Genomic DNA, 13,660 nt, shown 5'->3' with positions numbered 1-13,660 from the left:
TAGTGGTTCTAATGTAGGAGATGTTATTACATACACTTTTACAGTTACTAATACAGGAAATGTAACAATTGATAATATCTTCATAGATGATATGCTAACAGGAAGTATTAATCTACCAGTGACACCATCTATTTTAGCTCCAGGAGAAACAGGAACGGCAACTGCTACTTATGCAATTTCACAAGCTGATATTAACAATGGAGAAGTGATCAATAGTGCAACTGTAATTGGAGATGATCTTGATGATAATGATGTTATCGATATATCTGATAATGGAGATGAGACTGTTGATGATAATGGAGATAATGACCCTACAAATGATGAGACGATTACGGATATTGAACAGCTACCTAATTTAGCTTTAACTAAGACAGGTTTCTATGTTGATGTTAATGGTGATGATTTGCCAAATGTAGGCGATGAGATTCAGTATACCTTTACGGTAGAGAACACAGGTAATGTTGATGTTACTAATATTATTCTTACAGATCCATTACCAGGTATTGTTGTTACTGGAGGTCCAATAGATCTAGCAGTTGGTGAGATAGATATGACCACATTCACTGCTACTTATGTATTAACGGCAGAGGATATTCTATTAGGAGAAGTTATAAATCAAGCTACAGTGACTGGTCAGGATCCAAATGGAGATGATGTTATTGATCTTTCTGATGATCCTACAGATACAACAGATGTAGATCTTGATAATGATGGAGATGCAGAAGATGAAACGGTAACAATTATCGAAGGAGTATTTACAGATCCTGATGATCCAATCATAATCTATACTGGTATAACTCCTAATGGAGATGGAATCAATGATGATTTCAGGATTGTAGGGTTAAGAAACTTCCCAGATAATACATTACGAATTTATAACAGATGGGGAGTTCAGGTGTTTGAAGAAGATGGTTATGAACAACCAGGTGTAGAATTGTTTGCAGGAATAAGTAATGGAAGAGTTACTATTTCGCAGAATAATAAATTACCTGTAGGTACCTATTATTATGTTTTAGAATACATAAATGCTAGAGGAGTAAATACGTATAAAGCAGGTTACTTATATATTAACAGATAAATTTATATTTGGAATAGTATATATTTGTTATTCCCTAAATCAAATTATAATACTTATGAATAGACTATTAACAATATTTATGCTGATTGCGTGTAGCTTAATTTCCAATTATGCTGTTGCCCAACAAGACGCTCAGTATACTCAGTATATGTATAATACAATTAGTGTAAATCCTGCTTATGCGGGTAGTCGAGGAGTTATGAGTATAATGGGTTTACATCGTAGTCAATGGGTAGGACTTGATGGAGCTCCACGTACTCAAACATTAACTCTAAATACACCTATAGGAGATAATAATCGAGTTGGATTAGGTTTGTCAATTGTAAATGACGAGATTGGACCAACTGATGAAACATATTTTGATATTGATTTTTCTTATACGATTCCTACTTCGGATACCGGGAAATTAAGTTTTGGAATAAAAGCAGGGGGACATTTATTAAATGTGGATTTTGATCGATTGTCACAGTTCGATACTGGAGATCCTCTTTTTAATAATGGAAATATAGATAACAAATTCAGTCCTAATGTGGGTGCCGGTATTTATTATCATACAGATAAGTTTTATTTAGGATTAAGTGCCCCTAATTTATTAGAGACAGATCATTTTGATGAAAGTGCAGCGATAGATAGTAACGGGAACTCCTCATTTATAGCAGAAGAACGAATTAATTATTATTTAATAGCGGGTCATGTTTTTGATCTAAGTGATACCGTAAAATTTAAACCAGCTATTCTAAGTAAGTTAGTTTTTGGAGCTCCTCTGCAAGTAGATTTATCGGCTAACTTCTTGTTGTATGATAAACTTACTCTTGGAGTAGGATATAGATGGAGTGCAGCATTTAGTGCGATGGCTGGGTTCCAGGTATCAGATTCTTTAATGATCGGGTTTGCATATGATAAGGAGTCTACAGAATTAGGTAGAACACAGTTTAATGATGGAAGTTATGAAGTTATGTTACGTTTTGAATTATTTAGAAAATATAACAGAATGCTAACTCCTCGTTTCTTTTAATTAGAATTAATAGTTTTTCTGATTAATCATAGAGTTTAGATTAGTTATTTTTATAGTATACAATATATAGCCAAAATAAAATGAAGGGATTATTACACAAGTTAGTGTTTGTTTTTGTTGTGTTTTTCTTTGTAGGTGCTACATTTTCTCAAGAAAGAAAATTGAAGACCGCTCAAAGTCAATATGATAAATATGAATATATTAATGCGCAAGAGACATACCTTAAAGTAGTTAAGAAAGGATATAAAAGTGCAGATCTTTATAAGAATCTAGGGAATAGCTACTACTTTAATAGTCAATTCGAAGAAGCTTCTAAGTGGTATGAAGAATTGGTAAATTCCTATCCAAGCGAAGTAGAACCTGAATATTATTTCAGATATGCTCAAACGTTAAAATCTGTTGGAAGATATGATGATGCAGATGTATTTATGAATAAGTTTGTAGAAGCGAGTTCAGATGATCAAAGAGCGCAATTGTTTGAAGAAGAACCTAACTATCTTAAAAGAATAGATTTCCAATCAGGAAGGTTCGAAATTGAGAATTCTTCTATTAATTCTTCATATACTGATTTTGGTTCGGCTTTTTTCGGAAGATTTATAGTTTTTAGTTCCTCGAGAGATACTCTTTTATTTAAGAAAACGCTTCATCAATGGAATGAAGAACCATTTTTGGACCTTTATAGAGCAGAATATAACCCCACTAATGGAGAACTTTCTGAAATTGAAAAGTTTGATAGTAAGATAAATAGTAAATTTCACGAGTCTACACCTATTTTTTCTAAAGATGGTAATACTGTTTATTTTACTAGAAATAATTATGATGGTAGAAAATACGGTAGTGATAAGAAAGGAACGAATCGATTAAAAATTTATCGTTCTTATAAGAATACTCAAGGTAGTTGGACGACTCCACAAAATTTACCGTTTAATAGTGATCAATACTCCACAGCACATCCAACATTAAGTCTAGACGAGAAAACATTGTATTTTTCTTCAGATATGCCTGGAGGAGAAGGTCAATCAGACATTTACGAAATAGCGATTAATTCTGATGGGAGTTTTGGAGAACCTAAAAACTTAGGAAATAGAATTAATACAGAAGGAAAAGAAACTTTTCCCTTCGTTAGCATTAACAATGATTTATACTTTGCTTCGGATGGTCACATTGGACTTGGTGGTTTAGATGTTTATGTAACTCGATTAAATCCTCAAACAGATGAAGAAAAGTTAATTGTTAACATAGGTAAACCTGTGAACAGTCCTGATGACGATTTTGCTTTTATTGTAGATGATGAGTCTAAAAGAGGATATTTTTCTTCGAATAGAGAAGGAGGAAGAGGGAAAGATGATATTTATAGTTTTCTGCAGTTAGAAGATCTTAAAAGTTTCTGTGAGATTACTATTACAGGTGTTGTTAAGGATAAAGATACTCAAGAATTACTTTCCGGAGCGAAGGTTTCAATCTATGATAGTAGTAATAATTTATTAGAGAGTTTTATTGTCGGAGATGATGCATCATATAGTCATATAGTTAAATGTAGCTCTAACTACTTCGTACGTGCAGAAAAAGAAGAGTATTTAACATTAGAAAAGCTAGTGAGTACTCCAGGAAAAACAGAAACTTTAGATGTGCCATTATTGTTAGAGAAAAAGATCAAAACTGCTGATGTTGGAGATGATCTTGCTAAAGTATTATCGTTAAACCCTATTTACTTTGATTTTGATCAATATTATATTCGTCCTGATGCTGCTATAGAATTAGCAAAAGTTATCGAAGTAATGAATCAATATCCAGATATGAAAATCGATGTAAGATCTCATACCGATAGTCATGGAAATGATGATTACAACCTTTGGTTATCTGACGAAAGAGCAAAATCTACCGTAAAATATATGGTATCTAAAGGAATTGCAGCGAATAGATTAACCAGTAAAGGATATGGAGAAACACAACCTGTTAATGATTGTGGAAATGAATCTAATTGTAAAAAATCAGAATATCAGCTAAATAGACGAAGTGAATTTATAATCGTTAAATAATAGTATACTTACATAGATTACTAATAAAACTTAATTAAATTAAAAAAACACCTTTACGAGAGTAAGGTGTTTTTTTATTATACAGGTAAACAATTCTTTAATTTATGTCAAAAAATGCATAGATTATGAATTGCTATTACGATTTCGTAGCTTTGAGCCAATACAAAGCAATGAAAGAAGAAAAAGTCATTTTAGTTAACGAAAATGATGAGCAAATTGGGTTGATGCCTAAACTTGAAGCACACGAGAAAGCTATATTACATAGAGCATTTTCAGTATTTATTCTTAATGAAAAAAAAGAACTAATGTTGCAGCAAAGAGCTCATCACAAGTACCATTCGCCAGGTTTATGGACAAATACTTGTTGCAGTCATCAACGAGAAGGAGAAAGTAATATTCAGGCTGGAACAAGAAGATTAGAGGAAGAAATGGGATTTACTACACCTCTTAAAGAAACAATATCATTTATATATAAAGCACCTTTTGATAATGGACTTACAGAACATGAGTTGGATCATGTGTTAGTTGGTCAGTATGAAGAGGATCCTATTATTAATCCAGATGAAGTCTCGGATTGGAAATGGATGCATATAGAAGATGTTAAAAAGGATATTATTGAGAATCCTAATAGCTATACGGCTTGGTTTAAGATCATTTTTGATAAATTTTATGAACATATAGTAATATGAGAATAAAGGCTTGTAGAAAAGCGCATTTTAATGCCGCACATAGATTGTATAGGAAAGATTGGAGTGATGAAAAGAACACTCAAGTTTTCGGAAAATGCAGCAATCCTAGATATCATGGGCATAACTATGAATTAGTAGTAGCGGTTATAGGAGATGTAGATCCAGAAACAGGTTTCTTAATAGATTTGAAAATTTTAAAAGATTATATTAAGTCTGAAGTTGAAGATTATATGGATCATAAAAACCTTAATGAAGAGGTAAAAGAATTTGAAAAATTAAATCCAACTGCGGAAAATATCGCCTTTGTAATTTGGAATAGACTTCGTAAAAAGCTAGATTTAAGGTATGATATCGAGGTTACATTATTCGAAACTCCACGAAATTATGTAATATACGACGGTAAATAAAATCATTTATGGCCTTAGAATTAGGAAGCAAAATTCCCCAATTTTCAGCAATCAAAGATGATGGGGACGATTTTCATAGCGTTGATTATATTGGTAAAATTCCATTGGTAATTTATTTTTATCCCAAAAACTTCACTCCTGGTTGTATAAAAGAAGCTTGTGATTTTAGAGATAGTTACGAAGATTTTAAGAAAGAAGGAGTAGAAGTAATAGGGATAAGTGCAGATAATGTCAAATCTCACGAAAGATTTAAGACTAAATATAGTTTGCCTTTTATTTTTTTATCAGATACTGACGGTAGTTTAAGAAAGCTTTTTGGTGTTAAGTCAGGTTTGTTTGGAGTATTACCAGGAAGAGAAACATATGTTATAGATAAAGAAGGAGTGGTTAGGTTAAAATTTAATAGCATTAACGCTTCGAAACATTTAAAAGAAGCTATTAAAACTGTCAAAAAAATAATGAATGAGTAACGATTCACTTTACATGCTTAAGTTTCAGCCCATTTTAAAGGAAAAAATATGGGGAGGCTCCAAATTAAATAATCTTTTAGGAAAGAAGTCTGAGAGCTCTTTTGTTGGAGAAAGTTGGGAAATAAGTGATGTAGAAGGAGATTGTTCGGTTGTTATTAATGGTGAATTTGAAGGAAAAACACTAAAAGAACTTTTGGCTAATTATCAAGAAGAATTGATAGGACAAAAGAACTTTGATAGATTTGGAGCAAAATTTCCTTTACTAATAAAATTTATAGATGCTAAACAGGATCTTTCCGTACAGTTACATCCTGGTGACGAAATCGCTAAAGCGAAGCATAATTCTTTAGGTAAAACTGAGATGTGGTATATTACGCAAGCTGATAAAGAAGCAAACATTATAATAGGCTTTAATCAAAAAGTAAATTCTAAATTATATCAAAAACATGTTGCCGATAAGACCATCAAGGATATTTTACATTATGAGTCGGTTACCGAAGGAGACACCTTTTTTGTGTATTCAGGGTTGATACACGCAATAGGAAAAGGAGTGCTGTTAGCAGAAATACAGCAAACATCTGATATTACTTATCGAGTTTATGATTGGGATCGTAAAGATTCTGATGGTAACTACAGAGAATTACATCAACAAGATGCTTTAGAGGCAATTGATTTTAGTAATAATTCTGATTATAAAGTTGAGTATACTTCAAAAAAAAATCAAATAACTGATTTAGTTCAATGCCCACACTTTATTACGAACCTTGTAGAAGTGGATAAAGAAATTTCTATGTCACATACTAAACTAGATTCTTTTGTAATATATATGTGTGTAAAAGGTAAAGCTCAGTTAATAAATGGGCCTCAAAAAGTTACTATTGTTGTTGGAGAGACAATTTTAGTTCCCGCTTCGATAAAAGAAATTAATTTGATTTCTGAAGGGGCAAAACTACTACAAGTCTATATTTAAAAGTAAAACCGTTTGATAAATGGTTTAAAAGACTAATTTTGCATAAAATATTTTAGAAAATGGCAAATAAAAGAAATCTTAAGAAAGATATTAACTACGTATTAGGGGATATCATAGAAGAAGTATACATCTGGGAAGAGAATAATCCAGATAAAGATAAAAAGGCAGGAGAAGTTATTATAGATGAGGCAATCAATTCTTTTGATGCTTTTATGGCAAGAGTTAGTGATCGTAATGTAGAAAATGCGGCAAAGCACTTTAAATCTATCAAAGAAGATTTAGAAAAAACAGCGAAGTCTTTAGCTGAAAAAGTAAATTCATTATAATTTTTTTAAAAAAGTATTTGCAAATATGATTTCAGAAATTATATTTGCAACCGCTTTGCCGATGTAGCTCAGCTGGCTAGAGCAGCTGATTTGTAATCAGCAGGTCGTGGGTTCGAGTCCCTCCATCGGCTCTTAGTAGTGTAAGTCCCAATTCCTGAAGGAGTTGGGATTTTTTTTTATTGGATAAATTTCCAATTAGAATAGAAATTTAGTTCGAGTTAAATATCTTTCTTAATACGTTCTATTAAATAAACAACCCTAATCTTCTTTAGAAGTTTAGGGCTATTAATGTATTAAGTGATATCACTTACTATTTTTTATTAACGTTTAAAAAAAAATGTGAGATAACTTTTTAGATACAGCAGTTATAGTAAGGATAACTTGGTGTATTTGGATTAGCGGGATGAAAGTAACATCCAGGAATGTAAGTCGCTCCGCATGCTGGATTATTAACTAAGTCAGTAGTTGTACAACAAGACAATGAAGGATTACAGCATCCACCGCCTCCAGAACCAGGACGTCCTCCTCCAGAAATACCTTTTTGTTCTTTTCTATTTAATTGTTGAGCCCCTTTTAAGTTTAAAATTTTTTTTAACATAATTGTAGTTTAAAGAGTTAATTGTGAGTCAATTAAGTTAATAAAAATTGTTTTAAGTAGCTTGCGGTATTTCTGTCAATATTTTATGGTTAAATTCCGGTGTTATTGTTTTTAGAAAATATATTTACTGATCTTTTTCTACTCTTTCAGCTTCTTTTGTTTTTCTCTCTTTTAAGTAATCAGTTAGTTGTTTGCCATATATTGATTTTTTAACTTTTGGAGATAATGATTTTGCTACAGTATCTAGATATTTAATATTGGCGTCAAAAACTTCGTGAAGAGTTATGTATGGAGCTACTTCTAGTTTTCTATTATTGATGGCAAAATTGATAGTGTACAAATATTTTTGTCGAAGTAGATTTTTGTAAGCGATATCGTTTTTAGCTAATTTTTCATCATCATTCTGTTTCTTTGCCTCATAATCTTCTTTTATGATTCTTAGATTTCTTTCTTTGAATCTTTTATTCATTTTGTTGTACTCAATCAATTTAGTTTGATTTTTGCCACCGGCAATAATTGCCTCTTTTTCAAAACCATTCAGAGAAGTGTTGATCGTAATTACTCCAGGCTCTGCAAAAAAATCAATACGATCATTAAATTGAGTTCCATCATGTTTATCTAAAAATAAATAATGAATTTCAGGTTCTTGAACAGTAGTTTGAAATGTAAACTGAGGATCTCCATCGATAACTAAAGAATCTAAATTTATTAAGATAGTATCTTTAATTTTTTGAAGATATAATGTTCCTTTTTTAAGTCCTTTTACTGTTCCGTTTATAGAAACATTTCCTTCTTTTTTAGGAGAACTACAACTTAGGATGAGAGTAGATAACAATAATATGGTAAAAAATTGTCGCATTGATGGGTTTTTAATTTTGAAAAAATCGAATACAAAGATGCTATAAATTAGATTGAAAAACTAACTTCCAGAAGCAATTTGCATTAATATTGTACATAGAATTGCACCATAGGTTCCTACCACATAACCAAACACAGCTAAGAGTACGCCAACTGTTGCTAGTGATGGATGAAATGCTGCTGCCACGACTGGAGCTGATGCTGCTCCTCCTACATTGGCTTGGCTACCTACAGCAAGGAAAAAGTAGGGTGCCTTTATTAATTTAGCAACTCCAATTAAAAGAAGCGCATGTATGGTCATCCAAACCAACCCAATTCCAATTAATCCAGGATTTTCTAATATCATTTTCAAATCCATTTTCATTCCAATCGTTGCAACTAGAATGTAAATAAAAATACTACCGATTTTACTAGCTCCTGCTCCTTCATATTTTTTCGCTTTAGTGTATGATAATAGAATTCCAATAGCGGTTGCTATAGTAATCATCCAAAAGAATTGAGATGTAAAGGATGATAGGGCAGAGCTTTTGTCATTAAATACTTCGAAATTGTTCGATAAAAATCCAGACATTCCATTTGCTCCCCAATGTGCTAAGCCTACGGTTGTAAAAGCGATAGATAACATAATTATATAATCCGTTAACGTAGGGTTTCTATTAACGCTTTCTGCATAAGAGGATACCTTTTCTTTTAGTGATTCAATGGCACTACTATCCGCTTTTAGCCATTTGTCAATTTTTTTACTTTTTCCAATACCAATTAGTAAAATAGCCATCCAAAGGTTTGCTACTACGATATCTACTAGTACCATACCTCCATATTTATCAGGATTATATTCGTAAATTTCTAACATAGCGGCTTGATTAGCTCCTCCACCAATCCAACTACCAGCAAGTGTAGATAAGCCTCTCCAGACCGCATCAAAACCAGCACCTCCAACAGTTTCTGGAGAAATCAAAGAGATTAATAAAATAGCGATAGGTCCTCCTATTATAATACCTATAGTTCCTGTAGCGAACATAATTAAGGCTTTTGGTCCTAAATTAAAGATTGCTTTTAAATCTATACTAAGTGTCATTAATACTAGAGAAGCTGGTAATAAGTATCTACTGGCTATATAATATACATTGGATGATTTTTCGATAATCTCTCCGTCAGTACCTAGTTCTTTCCATTCAGGAGATATAATTCCTAAGGAGTTAAATATAGCTGGGAGTAAATAACAAAGTAATAGTGCAGGAACAAATTTATAAAACCCTTGCCAAAAACCTGTTTTAATTGATGAAGTGTAAAAAACAAGACCTAAGCATAGCATTAGAATTCCAAAAACAATGGTGTCATTGGCAAAAAAAGGAACATTTTCCATAGTGTGAGTTCATTATATTGTGAGATGCGTTGCAAAATACAATTTTTGGATTAAAATTAAATTAACTTCCTAATGTGAGTTAATCATTAATCCAGCTCTTTAAAATTTCTATCTGTCTTTCAGTAGCGTTAGGATTCTGTTTAAGAATTATTTTTTCTACTGCAGGGGGAATTACTTTAGAAGTAAGTTTTAAAATATTTTGATCTCGTTCGATTGTAAAAACAACATCATCACCAATATTCCATTTATTAGAATCACTAAAAAGATCATAAATGTTTTTTATGGTATATGTTTTACTATCTATGCTTAATAGAATATCTCCTCTTTTTATTCCTACTTTTTTTAGAAAGTTATTACGTTCTGCCCCAGCAGTAAAAACTACCTTTTTAGTAGTTTCAGAACCTTTTATAAAGGGTTCTTGTTCATGAATGAAATATTCAGAAGGAATTTCTACAGTATTGTATATCAATCCAGCTTTTTTTAAGTAATATCCATAATCGATAGGGGTATTATTAATAACATGAGATTTTAGAAAATCTGCTACTTCTGGATAAGAAAGTTCTTCTATCACCTTTATTAATTCATCATCTTTAAAAGGACTTTTATTTCCAAATCTTCCTGATAACCCTTTTATAAGATCAACAATACCATAAACTCCTTTACTTTTTTCTCGCATTATTATATCGATACACATGGAAATTAGAGCACCCTTTTCATAGACGTTGCCATAATTTTCTAAATATGGATCTTGTAATATGTTTTTACTCATTTCCGCAAAAGAAAAGCTTTGATCAAAATTTTTAGAATTATTTATTTTTTCTAAAATTCTTTCAAAAAATTCTTCTTTTTCAATGAGTGCTTGATTAATCTGAAATAATAAAGAAAAATATTCAACTGTACCCTCATACAACCATAAATGCTTTGACATTTTTGGATTATTGTAGTCAAAATCATGAATCTCTTCAGAGTGTATACTTAATGGAGTTATGATATGAAAAAACTCGTGCGAAACAACATCTGTCAGCGATTCATTCAGTTTTTGTAATGGTATCGATTCAGGAAGTACAACAACTGTAGAAGTATTATGTTCTAAGGCTCCAAAACCTTTAGCATCATCACTTTTAGAAGAAGAAAGGTAAAGTATAACACTATATTTTTTTGTCGTATTGATATATCCTAAAAAATTCTTTTGCGCTCTGATCATGCGTTCCATTTGTGGCATTAATTGCGCAGCACGATGAAGTTTGGTAGGAGAGTAAACACTTAATAAAACCTCAATTTCATTAATATTAAAAGTTATTTTGTCCGGAAAGGAATACATTATGGGAGAATCAGCTAAATCAGCATATCTCTTAAAAATAAAAACATCTGTATCATATAAAGCTCCTGCTTGAGGCTCTTTTGGTAGATATTCAGATAAAGAAGTTGAAGCTTCCATATCTATAGGATGTTTGATAAAAAGGTTGTACTTATTTTCTTTTTTGTTGTCAAAATATCCTACAAAAGCATATAGGTTAAGAACGAAATTTTTGTTTTGTAGAATATTTGTTCCTGTAGGAGAGAATATTTGATGGTCATTTTCTGTGTCAAAAGTATCGTTCACTAAATAAGTTATGGAACTTAATTGTTTTGCACTGTTTATTTTCCAGCGATTATCTCCGTGTTTTTTTACAGACAATTCATTGCCCTCATTATCGAAAGCTTTAAAATCTTCGATGTATTTTCCATAATTATTGTTTTGGTATGTTCCGGGAACAATTTTGGGCAGGTAATAACTGATTGTATCTGAGTTTATGCTATTGATTTTTAATTCTACCTTTACTTTATCATCTATTATATTTACTAAATCTAAGGATGCAATAATTGGTGTAGTATCTACTTTTATTGCAGATTTTGTTGGTTTGCAACCTGTAAAAGAGTAGATAATAAAAATGTGAAATATTAGAATTCTAATCAGAGTAATTTTTTTTAGCACAAGTATTAGATATTGTTTTTTATATATGTAGCAACACCATCTTCTTTTCCGGGTAGTGTTATTACATCAGCAATTTTTAATGTTTCAGGTTTCGCATTGGCAACAGCTACTCCGGTACCAACAGCTTTTATCATAGCAATATCGTTATAATTATCGCCAAAAGCTACTGCTTCAGATAGAGAAATTTTATAATACTTAGTAAGCAGTAATTCAATCGCAGTTAATTTTGAAATACTTTTATGAGCAATTTCAATATATGTAGGCTTTGATCTATATAAGTGTAATGTTTCGCTAAAATGTGTTTTTAAAAAAATAAATGCTTCTTCAATATATTTTTCATCCCCCATACACATGATCTTATGAGCTCCTTTATTTTCGACTTTCCATTCTTCTATAACTTTTTTTGTTGATTTTACAACTGGAGTTACTTTAGTATTTTGTGATTCTCTATTTGCCCAAAAATCCATTTCAGGAACAAACCAATCATCATTATGATATAAGCTTATATGAAATGAGTTCTTGTTATTAAAGTTGTTCAACTCCTGTATTATATCCGGATGTATAAAAGTAGAATGAATAGGTTTCTTGTCTACTAAAACTAACCCCCCATTATAACAAATTAGTGGAAGATGGGTAATATCCAATTCTTCTTGTAAATGTGTCATAGCACTTGGCATACGAGAAGAAATTAATATGACAGGGATAGTATCTTTTATTCGCTTTATTTCTGAAATAGTAAATTCAGAAAGTTCTCTTTCCGGGTTAAGAAGTGTTCCGTCAATATCAGAAAATACAATACGATGTGAATTCAATTAAATTAGCTTAGGGTTAATGATTCTTCTAATTGGTTAGTCTTTTACGAAGTTAACAATACTAGTGGTAACTTCTGGCATAATTTTAAGCCAGTATTCGTTATAAGATTTATGGTTTTCTAGTCTACTACCTTTTATTTCTCTAAGTATATGATTCATATTTTCTATGATCACATACTCCGCATTAGGAACAGCCTCTTTCAATTTTTCTGCTTCAGAGACTTCTACTTGTAGATCTTTATCACCTTGTAATATTAGAATTGGTATTTCTAGGTTCTGTATCTCTTCAGAAGGAGTATACTTAATCCAAGACTTCATAAAAGGCTGTAATTGATAACCAAATATAGATTCTAAAGCTGGATCGTAATCTGTAGCTCTTCCTTTTTCTTTTAATTCAGTAAAAGCTACCGCAGCACTTTTATCCAACCCAGGTGCTTGTTTTTCTAATTGTTGTATTACAATTTGGTCTACCGATTGTGCATTTCCAGCAATTGATATAAAACCATCAACGTTTTCCTGGCCAGCTACAATCCCGATTAAAGAACCTTGTCCATGACCCGCCAAAATGACCTTTGTGTAATTACCATTTTCCTTGAAGTATTTAACTATTGCTTGCGCATCTTGAATAAAATGTTCTAATAAAATTTCGTGCTCTCTAATTCCATAAGCATCAATTTTAAACAATCTTTTGTCATAACGATACGATGCTACGCCTTTCTTTGCTAGTGCTATAGCTAATAATTTAAAAGCATCATTTTTAGACATTCTGTCATTACCCTCTCTATTGATAGCTCCAGCATCCATAATAAAAATAACGAGAGGAACATTATCATCGGAGTATGGAGTTGTTAATGTACCTTCGATAAGACGGTTAACTCTAACGGTCGCAGAATTGTATTCTTTTTCTTCTTTCTCTTGAGCCAAACAAAATGTTGTAAAAGCAATCAGAAATAATGAAAATCTTATTTTCATATATATTGGGGTTTATAAGATATGTCTTTATGAAACGATAAATATGCTACCATATTTTTGATCTAAAATTCTTTAGGTAAAATAT

14 protein-coding genes and 1 tRNA gene are annotated in these 13,660 nt (G+C 31.5%); 9 read left to right on the top strand and 6 right to left on the bottom strand.

Annotation, left to right across the window (positions count from 1 at the left end):
- The 9 genes from H526_RS0107085 to H526_RS0107045 form a co-directional block, all read left to right on the top strand.
- Positions 1-1,078, top strand: a 1,078-nt coding sequence (locus H526_RS0107085) for a DUF7507 domain-containing protein (protein WP_027392360.1), incomplete at its 5' end; no start/stop codon positions are given.
- Between the two features lie 55 nt (positions 1,079-1,133).
- The gene (locus tag H526_RS0107080; RefSeq protein ID WP_027392359.1) at positions 1,134-2,093 is read left to right on the top strand and encodes a PorP/SprF family type IX secretion system membrane protein; all 960 of its coding nucleotides are present in this window, start codon (positions 1,134-1,136) and stop codon (positions 2,091-2,093) included.
- A gap of 80 nt (positions 2,094-2,173) precedes the next feature.
- Entirely contained in the window at positions 2,174-4,132 is a 1,959-nt protein-coding gene (locus H526_RS0107075; RefSeq protein WP_027392358.1) for an OmpA family protein, read from the top strand.
- A 170-nt stretch (positions 4,133-4,302) separates the two neighbouring features.
- The gene (gene idi / locus H526_RS0107070) at positions 4,303-4,821 is read left to right on the top strand and encodes an isopentenyl-diphosphate Delta-isomerase (RefSeq protein WP_027392357.1); all 519 of its coding nucleotides are present in this window, start codon (positions 4,303-4,305) and stop codon (positions 4,819-4,821) included.
- Entirely contained in the window at positions 4,818-5,228 is a 411-nt protein-coding gene (locus H526_RS0107065) for a 6-pyruvoyl trahydropterin synthase family protein (protein ID WP_027392356.1), read from the top strand. The genes idi and H526_RS0107065 overlap by 4 nt, the downstream gene beginning before the upstream one ends.
- Positions 5,229-5,236: 8 nt before the next feature.
- Positions 5,237-5,698, top strand: coding sequence for a peroxiredoxin (locus tag H526_RS0107060; RefSeq protein ID WP_027392355.1), 462 nt, complete (start codon positions 5,237-5,239; stop codon positions 5,696-5,698).
- Positions 5,691-6,668: a type I phosphomannose isomerase catalytic subunit gene (locus H526_RS0107055; RefSeq protein ID WP_027392354.1), complete on the top strand. Its 978-nt coding sequence runs from the start codon at positions 5,691-5,693 to the stop codon at positions 6,666-6,668. Before H526_RS0107060 ends, H526_RS0107055 begins: the two co-directional genes overlap by 8 nt.
- A gap of 59 nt (positions 6,669-6,727) precedes the next feature.
- Entirely contained in the window at positions 6,728-6,994 is a 267-nt protein-coding gene (locus tag H526_RS0107050; RefSeq protein WP_027392353.1) for a hypothetical protein, read from the top strand.
- 57 nt (positions 6,995-7,051) lie between these two features.
- A tRNA-Thr gene (locus H526_RS0107045) sits at positions 7,052-7,125 on the top strand.
- A 221-nt stretch (positions 7,126-7,346) separates the two neighbouring features.
- Here H526_RS0107045 and H526_RS0107040 read toward each other — a convergent pair.
- The 6 genes from H526_RS0107040 to H526_RS0107015 all read right to left on the bottom strand — a co-directional run bounded on the left by H526_RS0107040 (position 7,347) and on the right by H526_RS0107015 (position 13,575).
- Positions 7,347-7,592, bottom strand: coding sequence for a hypothetical protein (locus H526_RS0107040; RefSeq protein WP_027392352.1), 246 nt, complete (start codon positions 7,590-7,592; stop codon positions 7,347-7,349).
- A gap of 124 nt (positions 7,593-7,716) precedes the next feature.
- Positions 7,717-8,451, bottom strand: a complete 735-nt coding sequence (locus H526_RS0107035; RefSeq protein ID WP_027392351.1) for a DUF4369 domain-containing protein — start codon at positions 8,449-8,451, stop codon at positions 7,717-7,719.
- Between the two features lie 60 nt (positions 8,452-8,511).
- On the bottom strand, positions 8,512-9,816 hold the full coding sequence (locus H526_RS0107030) for a DUF819 family protein (RefSeq protein ID WP_027392350.1): 1,305 nt from the start codon (positions 9,814-9,816) through the stop codon (positions 8,512-8,514).
- Positions 9,817-9,895: 79 nt separating this feature from the next.
- Entirely contained in the window at positions 9,896-11,791 is a 1,896-nt protein-coding gene (locus tag H526_RS0107025; RefSeq protein ID WP_051336027.1) for a M61 family metallopeptidase, read from the bottom strand.
- A 5-nt stretch (positions 11,792-11,796) separates the two neighbouring features.
- Entirely contained in the window at positions 11,797-12,603 is an 807-nt protein-coding gene (locus tag H526_RS0107020; protein WP_027392348.1) for a Cof-type HAD-IIB family hydrolase, read from the bottom strand.
- A 36-nt stretch (positions 12,604-12,639) separates the two neighbouring features.
- Positions 12,640-13,575, bottom strand: coding sequence for an alpha/beta hydrolase (locus H526_RS0107015; RefSeq protein ID WP_027392347.1), 936 nt, complete (start codon positions 13,573-13,575; stop codon positions 12,640-12,642).
- Between the last annotated feature and the right edge of the window lie 85 nt (positions 13,576-13,660).

The organism is Aquimarina latercula DSM 2041 (assembly GCF_000430645.1).
Taxonomy (GTDB): Bacteria; Bacteroidota; Bacteroidia; order Flavobacteriales; family Flavobacteriaceae; genus Aquimarina; species Aquimarina latercula.
This window is presented reverse-complemented; position numbering and strand designations above follow the sequence as displayed.